Genomic DNA, 22,461 nt, shown 5'->3' with positions numbered 1-22,461 from the left:
TAATATGAAAAAAATGGTTGACCCTTTTAGGAATGACGGGTTGTGTTGCACAGGGGAGACGAGTAAGATAATAGTAAAATAAAAGTAAAAATAGAGTAAAACCATTAAAGGAGCCTGCAATGCCTACGTTAAAAGATATCGCCCAGGAGGCAGAGGTTTCAATATCCACGGTCTCCCGAGTGCTGAATTATGATGAAACACTGTCTGTATCAGAGGAAACGCGACGTAAAATTTTTGAGGTTGCCGAGCGCATGAAATATACGACGGTTAAACGTAAAAATGGCGGTATTGGTCGTCAGCCCCGCAAGAAGGCAGAGGGACCCATCCGGTTGGGTATGGTGCACTGGTTTAGCGCGTACGAGGAACTGGAAGACCCTTATTATCTGTCTATCCGGTTTGGCGTGGAAAAAGAGTGCCGCCAAAGCGGGGCGCAGCTTGAGCGTATTTTCAGAAGAGAGGACCTGACTGCGCTGAAGGTGTCATCCGAAGGGCTACATGGGCTGATCGTGCTGGGGCATTTTAGCAGCGAAGAGGTAGAACGTATGCTGGAACTGCCCATTCCTTGCGTCTTTCTGGATCATCCGGTAGAGCGTACAGGGGCAGACTATGTGGTCATTGACCTTGCTCACGCTGCGGCTGATGCACTGGATTATTTGATGGGCGCAGGCCATCGTCACATCGGATATGTAGGTATGGGCAAGGATGAGCAGCCCCATGATTCCGAACGAGTCGAGCTAGATGCCCGCTATGAGACGTTTTTGCGGTATCAGGAACAGCACAGGCTGTGCACGTCGGATGATATTCATGTGTGCGGCGGAACGGCGGCAGACGGCTTCCGTGCGATGGAAGCGGCTATTTTGGCAGGACCAGAAAACCTGCCTACAGCCTTCTTTGTCGCGAGCGATTCGGTGGCTATTGGGGTGTTAAAGGCGCTGGAGCAGCATCACCTTGCGGTGCCGGAACGTATCTCAATTGTTGGCTTCAATGATATTCCGACAGCGGAATATTTGACCCCATCTCTGTCAACGGTCAAAACGCATACCGAACTGATGGGAGAAACGGGCGTTCAGCTCTTGCTGCATACGGTACGCAACGGTGCAAACGAGGTGGGGCGCAAGGTCATCATTCCGACCGAGCTAATGATTCGCAACAGCAGTGCGCCGCTACATACCGATACCCAATAAAATCGACGTTATTGATTTGGACAGCCCCGGCTTACCGGGGTTGTTTTTTTGATATAAAAAGATACAAAAATGGATTGACAATTGCCTTGTAAATGCTTACATTGAACATATATTTATTTTACTAAGTTTTACTCGTTATTTTTACTCAAATATTTTACTATGGTATAAGAGTGAAAAATAAAAGGTTGAGGTGACTGCCCATGCGTACCATTTTGCCGTTGAATGACCAATGGTTTTATCTTCCTGAATATGTCGAGAGCGAAGTAAGCGCAGGCATTGATGCAAGTCGGTATGAGCCAATTCAGCTGCCGCACACCAATGTAGAGCTTCCGTATAATTATTTTGACGACAAGGCATTTCAGTTTATTTCTACGTATAAAAGAGAGTTGAACATTCCGGCAGATGCCAAAGGTAAGCGAGTGTATGTTGATTTTGAAGGAGTCATGACCTATGCCCAGGTATTTCTAAACGGGGTAAAAGCGGGGGAGCATAAAGGTGGATATACACCGTTCAGCGTTGAATTGACCGAACTTGCCGAATATGGCGGCCCCAATGTGCTCACGGTCATTGTCGATTCCACGGAACGGGACGACATCCCTCCCTTTGGGGCAGTCATTGACTATCTGACCTACGGCGGTATTTACCGCGAAGTGCAGCTACGAATAGTGGAGCCTGTACACCTCGGAACGGTATTCATTCAGACACCAGAGCCGCTTGCGGCAAGCAAGACGGTGCACGTGGTCGTGGAGCTGGAGGGCATCAGCGATCAGCAGGACGACTTGACGGTCGCGCTGCAATTGCTGGACGGAGCGAGCGTGAAGGCGGAGACCGAGCTGGCAGCGATGACGGCGGCGGAAGTAACGCTGGAGCTGAAAGAGCTGGGCGGCCTGCAACTTTGGGATATAGATGATCCCAAGCTATATGAAGCGAAGCTGACGCTGCTACGAGGCGGAGAAGAGTTGGATCAGGTGACCGTGCGCTTTGGCTTCCGCGAGGCCGAATTTCAGCCGGACGGTTTTTACTTGAACGGGCGAAAGATCAAGCTACTCGGCTTGAACCGTCACCAGTCCTATCCGTACGTTGGCTATGCTATGCCTAAAAGAGCGCAGCGTCGTGATGCAGATGTGCTCAAGGAGGAGCTGGGGCTGAATATGGTACGGACATCCCACTACCCTCAGTCCCGTCATTTTCTAGACCGTTGTGATGAGATCGGATTGCTCGTTTTCGAAGAGATTCCGGGTTGGCAGCACATTGGCGGTGAAGCGTGGAAGGAGCAGGCGGTGAGGGACGTAGAGGACATGATTGTCCGTGATCGTAATCATCCCTCCATTGTAATCTGGGGGGTACGAATTAATGAGTCGCAGGATGACCATGATCTGTACACGCGTACCAATGAGCTAGCACGAAAGCTAGATCCGACCCGTGCTACGGGTGGTGTGCGTTATATTGTAGGCAGTGAGCTATTGGAAGATGTATATACGATAAATGATTTTGTTCATGATGGTGGGCACAAAAAATATTTGGCTAAGGAAATCCGCAATTTTGATACGTATGACGATACAGAAGGCGTAGATGGCGAAACGACAGGCTTGCGCCAGCCGTCTCTCGTTACAAAGCTGGATCATCCGGTCCCTTATCTGGTAACGGAATATAACGGGCATATGTACCCGACCAAGCGTTTTGACCAGGAGGAACGGGTAATGGAGCATGCACTGCGCCATACGCGGGTCCAAAATGCTTCCTATGCCGATGAGGGCATTGCTGGGGCGATTGGTTGGTGTGCTTTTGACTATAACACGCATGCTGATTTTGGTTCCGGTGATAAAATCTGCTACCACGGTGTCATGGATATGTTCCGCCTGCCTAAATTTGCAGCGAGTGTGTACCGGAGCCAGAAGAACGTCGAACAGGAAATCGTTATGGAGCCGGTCACTTACTGGTCGCGTGGTGAGCGAAATATTGGAGGCATCGTGCCGCTGGTTGTGTTCACCAATTGTGATGAGGTGGAGTTCATCTACGGTCATGAGCGCAAAGGTGTTTATCGTCCGAACCGAGAGAAGTACCCGGCGCTTCCTCATCCCCCTGTCGTGATCGACGAGCTGACAGGCCACTGGGGCATGAAGTGGGAAGACGCTGTATTCATTGGATACGTAGATGGGCAAGAAGTGACCCGCAAATACTATTCACGTAATCCGGTGCCGACAGAGCTGCGGGTAGCTGCAGATGATATGGTGCTGGAAGTTGGCGATTGGGACGTAACCCGAGTAGTAGTGGATGCTCTGGACGAATACGGCAATGCCCTGCCGTTCTATGCAGATCCTGTTTCGGTGGAGGTCGAGGGAGTGGGTGAATTGATCGGTCCTTCAAGCTTATCCTTAATTGGTGGACGCATTGCATTCTGGATTCGTACAAAGGGTGAGGCTGGCAATATCCGCGTGAAAGTTTCCGCGCCTTCTCGTTTCGGCTCGCAGGAATTGAGCATTCACGTGCAATAAGGAAGCAAAGGCAACATACAATCCTACTAGCCGCTTGTATACCGTTTGAGACTTCCATTATTTAAAAAAGGAGTTGTCCGCAGATTCTGTAAAGAATCTGAGAGGGCAACTCCTTTTTAGCATAGGTTAGGGTACGTTAATCTATGAGTCTTTTTAATTGTGTCTTATTACTGAGTCACTTAACGTTACGCTCGTAGATTGGAAGCATAGAATACACTATCAAGTGCAAGGGAGGTGAATCCTATGGCGATTCTATTACCTCAGCAATTCTATTCTCTCGCTGCGGGTGTGGGTAAATCCTTTTTTGAAAATTTGAAAGGCGGTAATAATGCTACAATTACCGTGAATAACACGGGTGCCAATCCGGTGGATCTGGTTGTTACACGTGTCAATGCTCCCGTGATCACGTATGTTATCCCGGCAGCCAATAGTCTGACGTTAGAAGTGGCTTTGTTGCTGGTAGCTGCTCTCCAAGCTACTCCAGCTGGAGCTGTGACAGGCACCATCCAAATTGCTACGGCTGATTTTTAACCTGTAACGACCTGACCCTCTAACTCTAGCTTTGCCGTGTGGCAAGGTTAGAGTTTTTTTGTTTGAAATTTTCTGAAACTTTTTTCATATTGTGCCGATATATACATATAGCATAGCAAACAACAACATCGAAAAGGAGTACCCTGTATGAGCTTTAGCAATCCAGTTTTACGTGATGACATCTTTTTGCGCGAAGATGAAAGAGAAGCTAGTGAACAACGCATGACCATCGGAGGAACGGTGAACAAAACGTTGCTTCTGCTGGTTCTGCTCATCGTCTCTGGCAGCATTACCTGGTACATGACCTACGAGGGAACTGTAGAGGTGCTATCCTTGCTGACGGCAGGCTTTATTGGTATGGCAGGCGTAGCACTTGCGATATCCTTTTTTCCAAAAACCGCTCCATTACTCTCTCCTGTATATGCGATTCTGAGTGGTTTTGCTTTGGGTGGCGTTTCAGCTTTTATGGAGTATGAGTACCCTGGAATTGTAGCCAATGCCATTTTGCTGACCGTGGGTATTTTGTTCTTGATGCTCTTTATGTACACACAGCGAATCATCAAGGTGACACGCGGCTTTATCTCATTCGTTGTCCTATGTACGATGGCGATTTTTCTGGTGACGCTGGTTGATTTTATTTTGAACTTTTTCGGTATGAATGTTCCGTATATCCATGAAACGGGTTGGCTGGGTATTGGTATTAGTTTATTTATCGTGATCATTGCGGCTTTGAATCTGCTGGTTGATTTCAATTTTATTGAAGAGCAAGCAGATCAAGGTGCACCCAAATATATGGAATGGTATGGTGCTTTTGCATTGCTGGTGACTCTAGTATGGCTGTATGTACGGATTTTGGATCTGTTGGCCAAGTTCAGTAAGAGGGACTAAGTGCAGAGTGAGAAGAAAAGGATGGCTGAACGCCGTCCTTTTTTGTATTAAATAGACGGTTTAAAAATTGCATTTTACGTTAAATACATAGAAGTTGGGTAAAACATAAAGACAGACAGGAGAGGAGTGAGTGCATGTATCAAGTGGTGCTGGTTAGGCATGGACAGAGCGTGTATAACCGACAAAACCTGTTTACGGGCTGGACGGACGTGGACCTGACTGAACAAGGGACTCATGAGGCCATTGAGGCGGGACGTATTCTCAAGGAGGCTGGTTATACGTTTGATTTGGCATTTGCCTCTGTGCTAAAACGATCTATCCGCACGCTGTATCACATCTTGGATGAGCTGGATCATCTGTGGATACCTGTGCAGAAGTCATGGAAGCTGAATGAACGCCATTACGGTGCTCTTCAAGGGCTTAGCAAGCTGGATTCCGCCGTGCAATACGGCGAGGAGCAAGTTCATATCTGGCGGCGTAGTCTGACGGTGCGGCCGCCCATGCTGGATGAGAAGGACGAGCGGAGTCCGCATCGGGAAGAGCGTTATCGCAATATTAAGCCAGAAGAGCTGCCGCTTGGGGAAAGTTTGGAGGACACAGTGCATCGGGTCGGTGAGTTTTGGAAGCAGCGGATTGTACCTTTGATTCTCAAAAAGGATCGAGTTATTATTTCTGCACATGGCAATACTTTACGGGCCTTAATCAAGTATATGGAGAATTTGGACGAAACCGCATTACTGGATTTGAATATTCCGACAGGCATTCCACTGGTGTACGAGCTGGATGAGCATATAGATCCCATCCGGCGCTTTTATCTCGGTGATCCGAGTCATGTAGAGGCTAAGAAGCAGGCCGTGGCCAACCAAAGCAAGGTGACGGAGTGACTTTTCATACACAAAGAGGACAGGGCGCTTCCTCGCATCCTGTCCTCTTTGTGTTGGGTATAGATTAAGCGTTCGCTTCTTCTTCTGTTTCCTGGCTGTCTTCCTCTGCGGGAAGTGCCCACACCGATACACTGCCGGCACGAACGGGAAATATGCCGTAGCCATCCTGCTCAATCTTTACGGTATGATCGTGACGCCCGGTCATATCTATCCATTCTTCCGCTGCATGTTGTTTGCCTACGAACATGCGCTTTTCTCCGTCATTTGCGTTGGTGATCACCACAGCACATCCAGAGCCTTCCAGCTCAGGCACGCCTTGACGAACCCATCCAATCGTATGGGGATCATCGAAATAATCTTTTTGTTCACCATAAGCTTTATGGTACCGGGCATATAGAAGCGGGTCTAGCTCAGCTTGCTTGCCTTTCACGGGCGTTTGCCCCTGAATACCGTAGTAATCGCCATAGAATACGCAGGGATAACCGTCCTTGCGCAGCAAGATAAGTGCATAGGCGCTGGGCTTAAACCAGTCCTCCACCCAGGATTCGAGCGCTTCGTGCGGCTGGGAATCATGATTATCGACAAAAGTAACCGAGTTCAGGGGATGGGTATGAACAAGCGTATCCTCGAAAATGGTGCTTAGATCGAAATCCTTGCCACCCAAAGAAGCGCTATGTAGTTTGTAGTGGAGGGATACGTCAAACAGGTCGATTTTATAATCAATGGTATCCAGGAACTTTTGACATGATTCCAGATCCGGTTTCCAAAACTCGCCTACCATATAAAAATCCTGCCCGCGTTTTTTAATCATTTCTGTAGCAAATTCTCGTACAAATTCATGATTAATATGCTTGATTGCATCCAGACGGAATCCGTTGCATTGCAGAGTATCCACCAGCCATTTGCCCCAGCGGATCATCTCTTTGCGCACATCCTGATGATTATAGTCAATATTGGCGAACATTAAATAATCATAATTGCCGAATTCATCATCTACATTTTCGCTCCAGCTTTTATTTTTACCTAAAATACGATAGATTCCTGTCCGGTCCTGGCTCGCATCGTAATCCGTTCCGTTAAAATGTTCAAAGTTCCATTGAAAAGTGGAATACTGACCTTGACGGCCGGGGAACGTAAATTTAGTCCAGCCTTCGATATCAAAAGGCTCGGAAATGACCTCATTGCGGTTATCCGGGTTGACCTCGACGACCTTGAATACTTCGGTTTCATCCGCGCCAGCCTTATGGTTCATAACCAGATCGACATAGACGGCCACACCGTGGCGAACGCAGGCGGCAACAGCCTCCAGCAGGTCTTCCCTGGTTCCGTATTTGGTGCGCACGGCGCCTTTTTGGTCAAATTCGCCCAGATCGTAAAGGTCATAGACGCCGTATCCCGTATCCTCGGGCGACTGGCCTTTGGTGACAGGTGGAATCCATATCGCGTCAATTCCTTTGGCCTTCAGTTCCGGTGCCAGGCGGGCAAGCTTCTTCCAGTGAGAACCGTCAGCTTCGACATTCCACTCGAAAAATTGCATCATCGTATGGTTCCTTTTCATGTGCGTCCCTCCTTCATATATAACAAGTTACCCACCAAGTGAGGGGGGCTAAACGTCAGACGGTCAATATGATGCTGAATGAAGAACAAGGATCGCTGTATAACGTATGCTAAATCATTAAAATTTGTTATACCTGAGTGTTCATAATGGCTCAATAGCTAGAAAAGGGAACGTGAAAACGGTAAAATGAATCTAACTTAACAATAGTTCGGGTTTTGGGCAAACCGTGGAGCGCGAGCAACAGAGGAAAGGAGGAGTGGACGTGACAGAACCGCAGCAGAACAAGGGTGAAGCGAGCAAACCGCTGATTAAAAAATGTACGTATTGTCAGGAAATGAAACCTTTAACGGACTTTCAGCGCAGAACGGGTCGCCGGGCTGGTCCTTATTCCCGGCGTGGTCCTTGCCGTTCCTGCCGGGGGTTGGCCCCGCAAGAACGTGCGGCTACGTCCGCTCCTTCCGGCGAGGAAGCGAACCTCTCGGCTGCTCCCGTGACGCAGTATAGCCTTGAAGCAAATACGGCTGTGCACAGCCTGGAGGCGTCACTACCTATGGAGGCACAGCGCCCCCGCAGGAAGCCGGTCACGGATAAAGCGCGTGAGCGCCATCGGCAACGGGTTCGGCATCTGCTTAGCAGGCTGAAGCCTGCGGATACCCGGGCGTTGCGGCTCAATCGCAATGGCATGATTCGGCTAAGAGGTAAAACCGATCAGGGGAGACGCTGGCATCAAGAGATTGAGCTTGATCTGGCCATGACCCTGGTCAGAGAGCGTATGGCGGTGATTGTTAATCCTTACACCGTGCGCAGACTGTATAGCAACAAGGAATTTCGCCAATATGTGCTTAAGCGTGACCGCTATACTTGCTTTTTTTGCGGGGGCTACGGCGACACGATTGATCATTTACTGCCTCGGGCAAAAGGGGGGCATACGACGCCGGTCAATTGTGTATGTGCTTGCAATGAATGCAATCAAGTTAAGGCTGCCCGCGATGTAGATGAGTTCATTGAATCTGGTGTGCTGCAGCCGTCTCCTGATGATTTCGAAGCACCTGATAATCCTGATACTTCTGAAGACACCCTACATACGTAGGGCGATTCTTGGAGCGTAGGTCCCTTAGTACAGTTCTACTTCAAAGCCGGATTCCTTCCAGGCTGTTGTTCCGCCTTCGATAAAAGCTACATTGGTAAAGCCCATCTGCTGGAGTGTATAAGCTGCCAATGCAGCTTGTCCGCCTGCCCCACAAGTGGTGATAATCGGTCGGTTGCGGTCACGTAGACGTTCGTCACGCAAATCCTGTGGAACCTCCAAGTCAGCGCGGATGGGCAGCATGCCCAATGAAATATTGGCGCTTCCGCGAATCAGACCGCAAGCGCCTGCATCATGGGAGTCCTGTACATCGATAACGAATGTATCAGGATTTGCCTCCATTCGCTGACGTGCCTCCTGTGAATCAATGCCTTGAACGTGCTGTCTCGCCTCTTGAACCATATCTCCAAATGTTTTAGCCATCGTTTTAAACCTCCGTATGAATATATTTTGTGTTATTTTCATATTATCGAACTGAAACGTACGCTCTCTATTACCCTCCTCTAGCATAAAATGACCCTTTTTTTAAGGGAAACTTGGACAAAAATCGAGCTTATTCTAATTTTTATCTAAAATAACAATAAAAATTTTGCAGAAATTTGTGCAAATTTAAAATTTCTTCGACGATTGTGTTGTGAAAGGTGTAATATAGAGGTATAGGGTTCCGTTTCGGCCTGTTGTAGTCACGAAGGAGCGCTTCGTGGGATATTCCGCAGCAGTAACAACAGAATACCGTCTGAGCAATATACAATTGGCATCTGCGATAAATCAGTCTTGCCCTTTAGGGTATAGGCCGGTTTTAGCTGTGCTTCTTGCATGTTTAAGGGCGTGAATTCAATGCACGTTTTATTGCTAGAGTTTATGGATACAGGTTACGAGAAAGGAATGGACTTCTATTTTCACAGTAAAGGAGGACGTTCACGCATGTCTGAAAACCAACAAGAGGTGGCAGTAACACAAGAAGCTACCAAAGAGTCTCGGGATGTATTGGACCAATTGATGAAACCGGAGGTTCAGCAATCGCTGACCGTGCTGGTAGAAAATCTGCCCAAGTTGACTGAGATGGTTACTTTGATGACCGATGCTTATGATGTAGCTCGCAGTCTGGCGACTGACCCTGTCTTTATCGGAGATATGAAAAGCTCCATGGGAGAGTTTGTGAAGCCTGTTACAGATTCGGCTAAAGGATTGGCTTCTGCTGCAATTGAAGCAAATGACCGTGTACAAACTACGGACGGCAGTGTAGGTCTGTTTGGCCTGCTCAAAATGCTTAAAGATCCGAATGTACAAAAAACGCTGCGTTTCAGCCAGGCTTTCCTGGATATTCTGAATGAGCGCCAACGCGAAAGCAAATAATTACCTGATCAAGAACGGAGGATGGACATGTCGAAGCAAATTTTGATCTTGGGCGGCGGATACGGCGGATTGCTGGCCGCTCTTACAGCACGCCAGCATATGGACGCTAGCCAAGCAACCATTACAGTGGTTAACCGCTTTGCGTCGCACCAAATTATTACGGAACTGCACCGTTTGGCGGCAGGTACAATTGCTGAAAAAGCTGTTGCGCTTCCTTTGGAAAAACTGCTGCGTAACAAGGAAATTATCCTGAAAGTGGATACTGTTTCCGAAATCAAGCCTGACGATAAAAAAGTAACCTTGGCCAGTGGCGCTACGTTGAGCTATGACGCTCTCGTTATTTCCCTGGGCAGTGAAACGGCTTACTTCGGTATTCCAGGACTGCAAGAGCATAGCTTCACGCTGAAATCAGTGGCAGAAGCCAATCGTATTCGCGCACATGTGGAAGCTCGTCTGGATGCTTACAAGCAATCCGGTAACCAAGCGGACGCTACAATCGTTATCGGTGGTGGCGGTCTGACTGGCGTTGAGCTGGTGGGCGAATATGCTGACAAATTGCCTGCAATTTGTCGCGAAAAAGGTATTAACTACGAAGATATCAACTTGTATTGCGTAGAAGCTGGACCATCTATTTTGGCAGGCTTCCCTCAACCACTGGTTGATCGTGCAGTAACAAGCCTTGAAAAACGTGGCGTTCAAATCGTAGCGGGTGTTCCGATTACAGAAATGAAAGCTGACGAAGTTCTCTTGAAAGACGGACGTTCGATCAAAACGAACACACTGATCTGGACAGGCGGCGTACAAGGTAATGCACTGGTTGGCGCATCTGGTATCGAAGTAAACCGTGGTCGCGCAACTGTGAATGGTGCGCTGCAATCGACTTCTCACGAAGACATCTTCCTCGCTGGCGACAGTGCAGTGGTGTTCCCGAGTGAAGGCGAGCGTCCATACCCACCAACTGCACAGTTGGCTTGGCAAATGGGCGAATTAGTTGGTTACAACATCTTCGCTTATTTCAACGGAGCGAAAATGGAACGCTTTACACCAGTATTCTCCGGTACACTGGGCAGCTTGGGCAGAACAGACGCGATTGGTACTGTAGGCGCGAATGGCACCCAACTGAAAGGCGCTGTAGCCACTTTGATGAAGGAAGGCAGTAACATCCGTTACTTGTCTCACATCAAAGGACTTTTTGCATTGGCCTATTAATATTTCTTACATTTTATATGGTTCATTGGAAGAGAGCGCTATTCAGCGCTCTCTTTTTTGTAGCTTTTCTTTTCGACACTAGCGATACTCACGATTCATTAGTCTTAATTCACTTTCATCTTCGCTAACTCTGCCACCTGTGGAGGGGGGAGCGCCCCTTCAAATATACTCAGCTCATCAATAGATCCTTTGAACGCAGGGTCCCACCAGTTGACACCTAAGCTGAATGTTCCAGATTTGGAGGTAAAGACATCTGGGAATCCTGAGCCGGTAAATTGAAGCTTGCCATTCACATACACAGCTAACACCCCACGATCTACAGTGAAGGCGAGATGGGTCCATTCATTTGTTTTGATCTTTAGGCCAGTACTGCCTGTATACCAAGATGAGCTGCCGGATCTGGGACCCTCAAGCTTGCCTTCCTTAATGAGTTGTTGAATTGGCGTATTTGTCCACTTTTTATCCACTTTGCTATCTTTATCGAATGCAGTCTCCTTCGTAAAACCAGTGTGGATAATGGTATCCACATATTGATATGGACCCTCGATTTTGGGTGCAACTGCAATGCCGATCGCGGAACGAATGTAGGTGGAAGATGCACTATAATAAATCATATATGCCCCTTTTGTCCCATCCTCATTGACATAATGCTCATTCCAAAATACATCGGGCGCCCATACCGAGAATCCTCCCTTACTGTCCGCATTATTCTCACCCGCCCAAGCGAGAGATCCAGCCAGATTCTTCGATAAATCCCCGTAAAGTGTGTTCCCAGGCGTATTGTAATCGTTTGCAAAAGAAGTCCAGTTTGTAAGATCTTTTGACTTCGCCGCAGAGATGTGTGACCCAAATACATAATAAGTGTCACCGTCTTTGACAGTGGAAGGGTCATGAACCGATACATTAGAGAAGGTTGGCGCATCCTGCTTATTGTTCTGGTCTGGCACCGTTGCCGCCGCGTCTATTGCACCTAATGGTGCGCTTGCGATTGCTAATAATAATGTTAGTGTTATTGCAATACTTTTCCTGACTTTACGTTTAACAAACTTCTCATTATACACATTTGTCCCTTTCTAAATTGGAATACAGTGATATATTCTGCTTTTATCGCTAAATACCTTTATATTTATAAATATTATTAATGTATTTATGGGTTATAGATGCAAGGAAGGTTTTAGTATCTAAGCGACCTTGACGCCACTGCTTCACACTTTCTTTTTATACGTAGTTGATCCTTCTATACACTATGATATGTAAAATACTATGCTCTATTTTTAGGTAAAATTTATAAATTATGGTTGACTCTATATATTTGTGGAGGTATGCTAGTTTCGAAAAATAACTAGGAGGTTTGTGTATGTTTAGGAAAAAAAAGTTTTTAGGCATGGGGTTAGCAACCATTCTCATGTGCTCCTCACTTTCGGGAAGTCTTGCCTATGCGGAATCGAAATCTAGTACGTACGATGCTTCATTTTTTGAAAATCTCAAACAGCGGGCTATTGTCCATGAACTTCAAGAACACCAGATTGCCGTTAATCCAAAAGCATCTATTGCTGAACTACTGAATACAGCGGATAGTACATCACTAAAGAGTAAGAATAATAGTGATCTACAACAAAATCTGGAGAAGCTTAACAAATCGGAATACATATATCTTACGCTCGATGGAGAAGTATACAGCTCAGAAAAAGGTTATGTAGGTATGGCGGATAAAGTTGAATCAAAAGAAGATAGTGTAACGGATGCTACTTATATGAAAACAAACTCTTTGAGTGAACCAAGCAACAATCATGATGTTTCCATATCAAGTAAAAATAATCCCACTCCATCGCAAGTGAGTGGAGGAACAACAGGAGCTTTTTCAAGGGTTCAGTTGAAATTTGACGGATTCGATGGTGTGACTGGGAATTTTTGGCTTCCCTATGTTCATAGATTGGGAGATGGAGAGCAGCCGTGGTTCTACTTCGGCTTTGATTCAGCAAAAGGACGGGGAGTTGAAGGAGGATTTTCTTACCAGACTGGTCGGAAAGTTTGGCAGGGATATGTTAGAAACAGTAATCGGTTTGAATATTCTTACGGAACATGGTCAGAGGGAGCAGAAATCAAACCTATGAAATTCTACATTGACTCTAATTCTGGCGATTCTTATCTAATAGTTGGCTCCGAGAAAATTGTCGCTATGATGACTTTTTTTGATGAATCTGATTTTCCTTCGTTGTCTCTTAAAAGAGTTTTTTCAATAGCGAAAAATAACTTTGATGGGAACAATATTTATGGGGCGATAAGTGGGGATTTTTATAATTTACTAGTTTCTAAGGTGAACTCAGATTACTACTATTCTTGGGGGGATTACCCTGAATATTCATTGTGGGACGGGGAAAAATGGCATGGAACTATTGCTTGGCCTACTTATTATATTAAGTACTATGATCCCGACACTAGGATGGCTAGTTGGATTCAAAACCAAAATAGATGATTATCACATTTTTATGAATGGTAACTACGTTATAAGTTTATAGGAGAACGGTATGAAAACTAATTTTTTAATATGTTTTCTAATTACTTTATTGTGTTTAAATCCAATAGTAGGGGACGCAACTGCTAAATCTCAAGAAATCCCTATTCATTTTAAAGTAAACGATTTCTACATTTTATATACTCAACCTGAACCACCATTTGTTGATCCTAAAGGAAGGTTGTTAATTCCCCTCAAAGCGGTAAAAGATTTACTGGGAGGTAAGGTGGCGTACAATGCTATGAATAAAACGGCAACGGTAAATTTATTGGGGCGTAGCGTAGTAGTCACCATTGGATCAAGAGATATTTCTATTAATGATGAGCCTGTAACAATGGATACCGTACCTGTTATAAAAGAGAATGCTATGTTTCTCCCTATTTCGGTGTTGGTCAAGGATACGGATGCCAAGATGCAATGGGACTCAGAACGGGGCTTACTGAAGTTGGAACATGATAGTTTTAATAAAAGTCAGGTGCTTCTTAGCTTTTTGGGGCAAGATCTTGCGGAGGTAACGAATAAGGAAGCCTTTGACCTACACAGTTATGAATGGAATGGTGTAGGAAAGCTAATAATTCACGCAAACTATGAAGAAAGCTTGAAATTTTCCAAGAAACAAGTGGACATCCGCCCTTTAATAATGTATGGGAAAACATTTACTATGGATCCTTACTCTAAATCTATACCAGGAAGCAAAATTCAATGTACAGGAAAAGGGAAGCTGACGTTAAAACGCGATTTCGGGAATATGGGTGAAAAGGTGCAATATATTATTGCAGCGGGACGACTTGTTGATTAGAGCGAAGAGTAAATTATACTGTATAACTTAACCTCACGGTATATAATAAAGAGAGACCGGATCCATAATGATCCGGTCTCTCTTTATATGAATATTTTGATTAGTATAATATAAACAAGTCATAATCTTAGAAGGTAATGATTTGACTGCTGTTCCCTTTATTGCGTACAGTTCCATCGACTCTATCAATGGACTCTTCGTCTTTAAGAAAATCAATAATGCCATCTGTCAGGTTGCTTCTTTGTAAATTTGACATCTTGTTCCAATCATCCGGATTTACATACACATCCACGTTAGCTTTATTGCTGTCGCCTCTTACGCTGAAATCAAAGCCGTATCCGGCGTAGCTGCTGTATCTGTTGAATAAATCACGTTGGATACTGCTTGCGTCGAAAGATGTACCTACTTTTTTAATCGTAACATCGCCTCTGCTATTGGTTGTAAAGGTTGCTAATTTATCTCTATTACTAGAGTTCTTAACCGTACCTTCAACCTCGGCATCTTTGTACTCTTTCAAAATATCTTCAACGATATCTTCCAGATAGGTTCTTTGTTTGCTGCTGGATAAACCTTCCCATCTGGATTTCGTCATTTCGATGGTCACTGTAATATCGTTTTTGTTGCCACTGAGCTCAATATCCGAATTAGTATCGTAGGCATCGCTGTGATCATCGTTCAGCTTCTTTTGAAGATCTTTCAAGGTGCTAGAGCTATTTTTGCTTGCTTCATCTTTTAGCGTCTGGTTGTCTTTTTGCAATTGAGCAATGGTAGCGTCCTTCGTCGTGTTCGCTGCTTTCGCAGTGTTGAGCTCCTGAGTCAGCGTCGTAATTTGATTGTTCAGTGCTGTAACCGTAGATTGATCAATAGGAACGCCGTTGTCGGCAATGACTACGCGTTTGTTTGTTCCATCCCATGTTACTTTTTTATCCAAAGCTGTACCTGCCAGCTTCAGCGGGATATACGTCACGCCATCCAGTAGAAATGGTTCTGTTTTAGCATCAGCAGGAACCTCGGTTCCGTTGTAGATAATTTTAATATTGTTATATACTGCTTGGATCGGCTTAGTTACTTGTGCAGCATATGTAGATTGGCTGAAAAGAGCCCCGGATATGGCCAAGGCGGATACGGCAGTGATGATGACAGGTTTCTTCATGGACTTCAATGATTTCATTCGTCGGTCTACCCCTTTATTTAAGAATTATAGCCTGGTTCATAGACTAGAGTAACATTAATGCCTACAAAATCCAACAGCTTGGAGAGTCATTATGGGTTGTGCCTATACTAGTTAGACGCAAAAGCGGCTGCAAAAGTTTCCCTGTTTGCGTAAATATTTTTCCAAAAGTATCCGAACAACACAAAACAAGCCCGCTGCACAAGACAGCGAGACTTGTTGGTAAAACAGTGCGCCGAGGTTATCCATTCAGGATTATTTTCCGTCCTTCAGTTTGCCTGCTGTTTCCTGAAGATGGCCTTTGGCCTTATCTAGTTTACCTTCGGCTTGAAGGGACTTATTATCGGTAGCGTTCCCGATTTGGTCCTTGATTTCACCTTTGGCTTTGTTCACATTACCTTTAATTTTATCGCTAGTTCCGTTATCCTTCATGTTATAGCCCTCCTTATGTGATCGAACTTTCATTCAGCATGCTGTAGTTAGTCATTACCCGAGCGAGGGTAATACGAAACCAGAGGCTGTATATCACAGACGGGGGTATAATGTTGGATACGGGTTAAATCAGAACGTGAAGTGGGGAGTGAGCGCATGCTCAAAATTTTATTGTTTATTCTTGTTATTCAAATTATTTACGTATCGGCGTATACACTGCGCATGATTCTGACGCTGAAAGGACAGAAGTACATTGCTGCGCTCATTAGCACCGTGGAGGTTACGGTCTATGTGTTGGGCCTGAACGTTGTGCTTAAGTATCTGGATCAAGTGGCAAGTCTTGCAGTCTACGCCATTGGCTATGCATTGGGCATTCTTATTGGGGCATGGATTGAGGAAAAAATTGCTCTCGGTTATGTCACCGTTAAGGTGATCAGCAATGAGATCAATGGAGGAATTGCCAATGCGCTGCGGGACAAGGGATACGGCGTTACAGCCTGGCTGGGCAGTGGACGTGATGGAGAACGCCTGGTGATGGAAATTTTGGCTAAACGGAAAAACCAGAATAGGCTGTATCAGTCCATTCTGGAGCTGGATCCTAAGGCTTTTGTCATTACGGTAGAGCCGAAGCAATTTCATGGCGGCTTCTGGACCAAGGCTATCCGTAAATAAACATTTTGGTAAATTGCGCATATTTTTTGGACGTTAGAGCATATTAATACCCGGACAGGTGGAAATTAACAGTAAGCCGACAGGGGGATATTACCCTATAAAAACCGAGGGGGGATATAGATGTACAGACGCCAGGCCCCGGAAATCATTCCAGAGGAAAATACGGCTATTTGGTCGTGTACAAACGAGGGTTGCAACGGTTGGATGCGAACGGATTTCACCTTTTTGAACGAGCCGGCTTGTCCATTTTGCCAAGCCTCGATGGGGCAAGAAATGCGGATGCTGCCGATTCTCAATCGGGCGGGCAATTCCTTTGTCGCCCAGCGTTCCTAATCCAGGATTTTGCAAAATCTACAATTGAATGTGAGTACAATGATCACACTGCAGAATTTATGAACGTCAAAAGCCGCTCCAGCGACATGCTGAGCGGCTTTTGGTTGTGGAAATTAGAGTAGGGGTGACTTGTCCCAAGTAAGGTATGCGTTGATCATGGTCTCTGGATGGGCTTCACGGAATCACGATATACAATGTGTCCCTGCACCAAGACTCGACCAAAGCGGCTGCCGGGATGGCTTATTTTTTTCATCATCGAATCAATCGCGGTACGTGCCATCTGCTCGATGTCTACTCCGACCGTGGTCAGTTGCGGAACAATAAGAGTGGCGTATACATCGTTGTCAAAGCCGACCACAGAGCAGTCTTCAGGTACGCGGTATCCCAGGCCAATGAGCTTATGCACCAGATTGTGAGCGACCTGATCGCAGTTACATACAAAGGCAGTTGGTAGCGGCTGAGGAAGCTCCATTTCAACATAAGTACCCTCATCGTCCCGGTCACTGAGCACCCACTCGTTACGGAGGGGCAACCTGTGCTCCAGCAAGGATTTATAGTAGCCGAGGAAACGATCCTGAATACTACTGGTAGAATAGATATTACCCACATATGCAATATCCCGGTGTCCCTGGGCGATCAAATAGTTGGTCAGCTCGTAGGCTCCGTAAAAATTATCCGTCACCACGGAGTCGATATCGGCATGCTCGTCATAAAAATCGAGAAACATTTTGGGCAGGTCCATGGTTTGTACAAGCTCAATATATGGCTTGCTCACTTGGCCCAGGAGAATGAAGCCGTCCACCTTGCGGTCGTAATAGATACGTGGCAGATTAAGCTGTTCTTCGTCTTCGCGATGGAGGATGTGAAGGATGCCGTAGTAGCCGTATGGCTCCAGTGCCCGTGAAATTTGCTGGTAGATGTGCAGATAAAACGATTGGCCAGGGCCGGTAAAGCGTTCGGGAATGACAACACCAATGTTATAGGTGAGGCCCTCCTTCATGGACTTGGCAACGGTATTGAAACGATAACCCATTTCGCCCGCGAGCGTCTTAATACGCTCTTTTAGCTCCTCGCTAACCCCATCCTTGTCATTGAGCGCCTTCGACACGGTCACGCTGCTTACTCCCAGCTTATCTGCAATATCCCGCATCGTTACGTTGCTCTTCATTCCTGTTCCGCCTTCCAATTTTAAAAAGATAAGCATCTTGCCTAAATCCAGAGAATGGATGCAAAATGCTGGGGGAATATAGTAGTAGCTTAGCTGTTCTGTAAAGATACAAAGACTGGCAGCGTAGCTGCCCATAGAACAACAATTAGCCTGCGGGTAACAGTTGTTCTATGGATAGTATACATGGTTCCGCAAGCAGGATAAAGCCTGCGGCTTATGTCTGCTGAGAAGGACGGGAGTGCGCTTTCAATAGCGCTTCATTGTGATGAATCAGATCACGGCGAACAGCGGCGCTGCTGAGAGAGCGCAGCGGGTCGGATGGTGTATTGAAGGTGTAGTCCTCCAGTCGAGCGATGGTGGTCGTCGCCACGTGGATACGGGTATCACTAGATGCGTAGTAGATAAAGACTTCATCTTGCTCGTTAACAACAGCCCCGTTGCAAAAAATAACATTCGAAACGTCGCCCACGCGTTCCTCATCATAAGGAGCCAGGAAGTGCCCGCCAGGCTTGGCAATGACGCGCGTAGGGTCTTCCAGACTGGTGGCAAAGGTATACAGCACATACCGCAGCCCGGCGGCTGTATTGCGTACCCCGTGAGCGATATGAATCCAGCCGAGCTTCGTCTTAATCGGGGCGGGACCCTGCCCGTTCTTGGCTTCGTACACCGTATGATAGCAACGCTCATCAATGACGGTTTCGTGTTCAATCACGGGTTGTGTAATATCTTTGCACAGGCCGAAGGCGATGCCTCCGCCCGAGCCGGTGGAAATAAATCCGTCCTGGGGACGAGTATAGAAGGCATATTGACCGTCCACAAATTCAGGGTGCAGGACAACGTTGCGCTGCTGTGGGGATTGGGTAGTGATGTTGGGAAGCCGGGTCCATGTACGAAGATCACGAGTACGGACCAGTCCGGCCTGAGCGACAGCACTGGAGGTATCGTGAGGTGGTGCGTCAGGGTCTTTTTTCTCTGAGCAATAAATACCGTAAATCCAGCCGTCCTCATGCTTCACCAGCCGCATATCGTACATATTTGTTTCTTCTGGGTCGATATCCTCCCATACTAGGGGGGCGTCAATGAATCGAAATTGATCAATGCCGTTATCGCTCTCTGCTAAAGCGAAAAATGATTTTCGATCCAGTCCCTCGGTACGCGAAACAAGAATGTATTTTCCTTCATGATAGATTGCCCCTGGATTCAATGCCGCATTTACACCCAGCCGCTCCATGAAAAAGGGATTAGTTTGCGCATCCAGATCAAACCGCCAGTGAAGTGGAACATGATGGCGTGTGAGCACTGGATAGAGGTAGCGTTCGTAGATACCATTATAAAAGGTAGTTTTAACCTCATTGGGGCGTGTAATCAGTTCCTCTTGCTGCAACCGCAGCTCATTGTATTTGCTATGGATCATTGGTTTTCCATCCTTTCTAGCATTTCTATGCAAAATCGGCTGTTGTGATAAGGGCACTTCCAGGGTCCTGCAATCTCTCTCGCATCAGGCTTACCATCCGCTTGAACTGACCAGAACCATTCGCCTCCGGGGCGCGGATCGATGATATATTGCCGGGTATAGGACCATAGATTTTTCACAATTTGCAAAAAACGTTCGTCTTTTGTACGTTGAAACGCATTGTAAAAACCAACCATCCCCTCGGCCTGTACCCACCAGATACGTGAGGTGTCTACTCGCTCTCCTTCCCGCTCATTGATGAGCGATCCGTCTGGCTGAACAGCGCGCTCTGCTACCGCATTGGCAATATCCATCACCATATCCACGTATTCTGACGGGTAATAACCCAGCACACTCATAGCGTCCTCAATCAACCAGCTGGCTTCGATGTCGTGACCATATGAGGTCAGGTCAAGCAGAGAGCGCCATTCACGGTCGAAGAATACCCCCAATCGTCGGGCAGAAGCATCGTAAACACGATGATATAAAATATCCAGTACGTTCGTCAGCGCATTTCGAACCTCTTCATTTGGCCAGACGCGCAGCAATTGGGTATACGCCTCCAAAACATGAATATGCGTATTCATGGTGATATGCGCGGTAACCCCATTTTCGCTGAGTAGCTCATTAGGCTGCGTGTTCCACAAGCGGTCATATTGTTCGCCGTATGCCTGTCGGGTGCGATCATATCCTTTTTGCTCCAGCAAATGGAACAGCTCCATAGCTAGTGGTAATGCATTCGGGTCGTCTGTGGCACGTGCATGCTCTGCTATCGCATAGATCGCAAATGCCTGCGCGTATACATGCTTGCACGTGTCCACGGGTTGCCCGGTGTAGTCCACCATCCAGTACATTCCTCCATGTAATGGATCAAGCAGGTGATTCCGCAGGAATGTGAATGCATGTCGTGCGGCTTCTGCATAGGTATTTTCCCCTGTTACACGGGCAGCCGCCGAGAATGACCAGAGTAGCCGTGCAGTGGCAATCCCGCCTTTGTCGGCTTGGTTATGAGTGTGCAGATCCACATCCACCTCGCCGTAAAACCCACCGTGTGTCTCATCCTTCAGTCCAAGCCAGAATGGGAGTATGTGTTCCTTCCATTCCTGTCTAATTTCGTCCAGTAGTGTTTCCAAGAGACAAAGCCTCCTTCGGAAAATGAGTTATTAGGTTATCGTTAACTTTACAGAAGTATCATATCTAGGTGTTTGTAAACTGTCAACTATTCTCGTCTTGTGTTTATTTACAAGATAATAGCCCAGCGTACTGTACAAAAAAATAATGTAATTGACATAGTAAGCGTTATCATAATAAAATAATTTTTGTTAGCTTAACGATAACCTTATTCAAAAAAATGGGAGGGGTCGTTTTATGAAGTTGTCTAAAGTTTTGATGCCATTGTTGTCAGTGCTACTAGTAGCGGGTTTGTTTGCAGGCTGTGCTCCAAAAGCACCGGATACACCAGCAGCCAGCTCTGATCCAAAGGATGTGGAAGGTGAAATTACGGTTATCACACAGCGGACAGATATTGTGGATACGGTGTTTCAGGACTACGCCAAGGAATTTAACAAGCTTTATCCGAACGTGAAGGTCAATTTTCAGGCATTGGCCGACTATGAGGGCCAGATTAAAATCCGGATGGGGACCAGGGATTACGGAGATGTTTTGCTGATTCCTGGCAGTATTCCAGTTGAAGAGCTGCCCAACTTTTTCGAGCCGCTGGGTACTTATGAGGAGATGAAAAACAAGTATACCGGCCTTGAAGAACGTACGGTGGATCATAACAGTTACGGTATTCCAATTGCGATGGTTTACTCTGGTGTGATTTATAACAAAAAGGTGTTCAAGGACGCAGGAATCACGCAGCTTCCCAAAACACCGGACCAATTCCTAACAGCGTTACAGCAGATTAAGGACAAAACCAAGGCAGTGCCGCTGTTTACGAACTATGCCTCTGGTTGGGCACTGACCCAGTGGGAGTCTAGTCTGGCAACATTGGCGGGTACGAAGGAATACGTGAATATCACACAGCCAAATACAGATGACAATTTCACGAAAGGACAGCCCCACTATGAACTGTATAAGGTCCTGTACGATGCAGCTAAAAAAGGCCTGATTGAAAAAGATCCAACGACTACGGATTGGGAGACCTCCAAGGCGGATCTCGCTCAAGGCAAAATCGGTGCGATGGTACTTGGCTCTTGGGCGATTGACCAGATCAAAAGCACAGCTCCTAACAAGGAAGATATCGGTTTTATGCCTTTCCCGACGAATGCCTCGAAGGTACTTGTACCGCTAGCGGGTGATTTTAATCTCGGTATTAACGTAAACAGTGAAAATAAATCGGCGGCCCGTGCTTGGGTGGACTGGTTTACCGAAAAGTCCAACTATGCTGTAGAGCAGGCAGGCAGTATTAGTCCGCTGAAGGGTGCCCCAATGCCTAGCATTTTGAAGCAATACGAAGATCAGGGAGTCGTTTTTGAAACGCTTACTCCGTCTCAAAAAGGACAGGAAGGAATTGTTGATAAAATAGACAAAATGGGCGAAATTGGTTTGTGGCAGCCCGATTTCAAGAAACGCATTATTGAGGCAGCGGTTGGTAACCGCCCGGAATCGTATGACGCTATTATGAAAGACCTGAACGATGCATGGGTGAAGGCGCGTGCTGAAGTGGCTGCAAAGGAAGCAAAATAGCCATCTGAACTGACGAAAAAAAGGATCGACGTAGC

At 46.4% G+C, this 22,461-nt stretch carries 21 protein-coding genes; 13 read left to right on the top strand and 8 right to left on the bottom strand.

Annotated elements, in window-relative coordinates:
* Positions 1-119: 119 nt before the first annotated feature.
* The 5 genes from GRP75_RS01595 to gpmA all read left to right on the top strand — a co-directional run bounded on the left by GRP75_RS01595 (position 120) and on the right by gpmA (position 5,982).
* Positions 120-1,184, top strand: coding sequence for a LacI family DNA-binding transcriptional regulator (locus tag GRP75_RS01595; protein ID WP_160788438.1), 1,065 nt, complete (start codon positions 120-122; stop codon positions 1,182-1,184).
* 200 nt (positions 1,185-1,384) lie between these two features.
* Positions 1,385-3,679 carry a glycoside hydrolase family 2 protein gene (locus tag GRP75_RS01590; RefSeq protein ID WP_160788437.1) on the top strand — a complete coding sequence of 765 codons (2,295 nt, stop codon included), beginning with the start codon at positions 1,385-1,387 and terminating at the stop codon, positions 3,677-3,679.
* A gap of 243 nt (positions 3,680-3,922) precedes the next feature.
* Positions 3,923-4,210, top strand: coding sequence for a hypothetical protein (locus GRP75_RS01585; protein WP_160788436.1), 288 nt, complete (start codon positions 3,923-3,925; stop codon positions 4,208-4,210).
* A gap of 147 nt (positions 4,211-4,357) precedes the next feature.
* Positions 4,358-5,098, top strand: coding sequence for a Bax inhibitor-1/YccA family protein (locus GRP75_RS01580; protein ID WP_023990900.1), 741 nt, complete (start codon positions 4,358-4,360; stop codon positions 5,096-5,098).
* Positions 5,099-5,232: 134 nt separating this feature from the next.
* Positions 5,233-5,982, top strand: coding sequence for a 2,3-diphosphoglycerate-dependent phosphoglycerate mutase (gpmA, locus tag GRP75_RS01575; protein ID WP_013312531.1), 750 nt, complete (start codon positions 5,233-5,235; stop codon positions 5,980-5,982).
* 64 nt (positions 5,983-6,046) lie between these two features.
* Here the strand turns inward: gpmA and GRP75_RS01570 are convergent, their stop codons facing one another.
* Positions 6,047-7,540: an alpha-amylase gene (locus tag GRP75_RS01570; RefSeq protein WP_160788435.1), complete on the bottom strand. Its 1,494-nt coding sequence runs from the start codon at positions 7,538-7,540 to the stop codon at positions 6,047-6,049.
* Positions 7,541-7,802: 262 nt separating this feature from the next.
* On the opposite strand from GRP75_RS01570, the gene GRP75_RS01565 reads away from it, so the two are divergent.
* Positions 7,803-8,630 (top strand): HNH endonuclease, encoded by an 828-nt coding sequence (locus tag GRP75_RS01565; protein WP_160788434.1) that lies wholly within the window; start codon positions 7,803-7,805, stop codon positions 8,628-8,630.
* A 24-nt stretch (positions 8,631-8,654) separates the two neighbouring features.
* On the opposite strand, the gene GRP75_RS01560 is transcribed toward GRP75_RS01565, so the two are convergent.
* Entirely contained in the window at positions 8,655-9,050 is a 396-nt protein-coding gene (locus GRP75_RS01560) for a rhodanese-like domain-containing protein (protein WP_023990896.1), read from the bottom strand.
* Positions 9,051-9,551: 501 nt separating this feature from the next.
* Between GRP75_RS01560 and GRP75_RS01555 the strand changes: the two genes are divergently transcribed.
* Positions 9,552-9,983, top strand: a complete 432-nt coding sequence (locus tag GRP75_RS01555; protein WP_013312528.1) for a DUF1641 domain-containing protein — start codon at positions 9,552-9,554, stop codon at positions 9,981-9,983.
* A 27-nt stretch (positions 9,984-10,010) separates the two neighbouring features.
* Positions 10,011-11,192 carry an NAD(P)/FAD-dependent oxidoreductase gene (locus GRP75_RS01550; protein ID WP_023990895.1) on the top strand — a complete coding sequence of 394 codons (1,182 nt, stop codon included), beginning with the start codon at positions 10,011-10,013 and terminating at the stop codon, positions 11,190-11,192.
* A gap of 104 nt (positions 11,193-11,296) precedes the next feature.
* On the opposite strand, the gene GRP75_RS01545 is transcribed toward GRP75_RS01550, so the two are convergent.
* On the bottom strand, positions 11,297-12,253 hold the full coding sequence (locus tag GRP75_RS01545; RefSeq protein ID WP_483311083.1) for a LamG-like jellyroll fold domain-containing protein: 957 nt from the start codon (positions 12,251-12,253) through the stop codon (positions 11,297-11,299).
* Between the two features lie 296 nt (positions 12,254-12,549).
* On the opposite strand from GRP75_RS01545, the gene GRP75_RS01540 reads away from it, so the two are divergent.
* Together GRP75_RS01540 and GRP75_RS01535 are read left to right on the top strand one after the other, a co-directional pair.
* A complete protein-coding gene (locus tag GRP75_RS01540) occupies positions 12,550-13,668 on the top strand; it encodes a hypothetical protein (RefSeq protein ID WP_160788433.1) in 1,119 nt (372 codons plus the stop codon).
* A gap of 52 nt (positions 13,669-13,720) precedes the next feature.
* Entirely contained in the window at positions 13,721-14,506 is a 786-nt protein-coding gene (locus GRP75_RS01535; RefSeq protein WP_104497636.1) for a copper amine oxidase N-terminal domain-containing protein, read from the top strand.
* A 127-nt stretch (positions 14,507-14,633) separates the two neighbouring features.
* Here the strand turns inward: GRP75_RS01535 and GRP75_RS01530 are convergent, their stop codons facing one another.
* Positions 14,634-15,677 carry a stalk domain-containing protein gene (locus GRP75_RS01530; protein WP_160788432.1) on the bottom strand — a complete coding sequence of 348 codons (1,044 nt, stop codon included), beginning with the start codon at positions 15,675-15,677 and terminating at the stop codon, positions 14,634-14,636.
* A 255-nt stretch (positions 15,678-15,932) separates the two neighbouring features.
* Complete coding sequence (locus GRP75_RS01525; RefSeq protein WP_013312524.1) at positions 15,933-16,109, bottom strand: CsbD family protein; 177 nt, start codon at positions 16,107-16,109, stop codon at positions 15,933-15,935.
* 156 nt (positions 16,110-16,265) lie between these two features.
* On the opposite strand from GRP75_RS01525, the gene GRP75_RS01520 reads away from it, so the two are divergent.
* The gene (locus GRP75_RS01520) at positions 16,266-16,781 is read left to right on the top strand and encodes a DUF2179 domain-containing protein (protein WP_013312523.1); all 516 of its coding nucleotides are present in this window, start codon (positions 16,266-16,268) and stop codon (positions 16,779-16,781) included.
* Positions 16,782-16,901: 120 nt separating this feature from the next.
* A complete protein-coding gene (locus GRP75_RS01515; protein ID WP_025721956.1) occupies positions 16,902-17,114 on the top strand; it encodes a cold-shock protein in 213 nt (70 codons plus the stop codon).
* A 154-nt stretch (positions 17,115-17,268) separates the two neighbouring features.
* On the opposite strand, the gene GRP75_RS01510 is transcribed toward GRP75_RS01515, so the two are convergent.
* From GRP75_RS01510 to GRP75_RS01500, 3 genes are all read right to left on the bottom strand, one after another.
* Positions 17,269-18,282, bottom strand: a complete 1,014-nt coding sequence (locus GRP75_RS01510; RefSeq protein ID WP_202403930.1) for a substrate-binding domain-containing protein — start codon at positions 18,280-18,282, stop codon at positions 17,269-17,271.
* A 214-nt stretch (positions 18,283-18,496) separates the two neighbouring features.
* A complete protein-coding gene (locus GRP75_RS01505; RefSeq protein WP_160788430.1) occupies positions 18,497-19,696 on the bottom strand; it encodes a glycoside hydrolase family 130 protein in 1,200 nt (399 codons plus the stop codon).
* The gene (locus tag GRP75_RS01500; protein ID WP_160788429.1) at positions 19,693-20,868 is read right to left on the bottom strand and encodes an AGE family epimerase/isomerase; all 1,176 of its coding nucleotides are present in this window, start codon (positions 20,866-20,868) and stop codon (positions 19,693-19,695) included. The genes GRP75_RS01505 and GRP75_RS01500 overlap by 4 nt, the downstream gene beginning before the upstream one ends.
* 235 nt (positions 20,869-21,103) lie before the next feature.
* Here GRP75_RS01500 and GRP75_RS01495 point away from each other — a divergent pair, with 235 nt between their 5' ends.
* The gene (locus GRP75_RS01495) at positions 21,104-22,426 is read left to right on the top strand and encodes an ABC transporter substrate-binding protein (protein WP_160788428.1); all 1,323 of its coding nucleotides are present in this window, start codon (positions 21,104-21,106) and stop codon (positions 22,424-22,426) included.
* Positions 22,427-22,461: the final 35 nt, after the last annotated feature.

Source organism: Paenibacillus sp. OT2-17 (assembly GCF_009827695.1).
In the GTDB taxonomy this organism is placed as follows: Bacteria; Bacillota; Bacilli; order Paenibacillales; family Paenibacillaceae; genus Paenibacillus; species Paenibacillus polymyxa_B.
The sequence above is the reverse complement of the archived record's forward strand: the minus strand, read 5'-3'. Positions and strand labels throughout refer to the sequence as shown.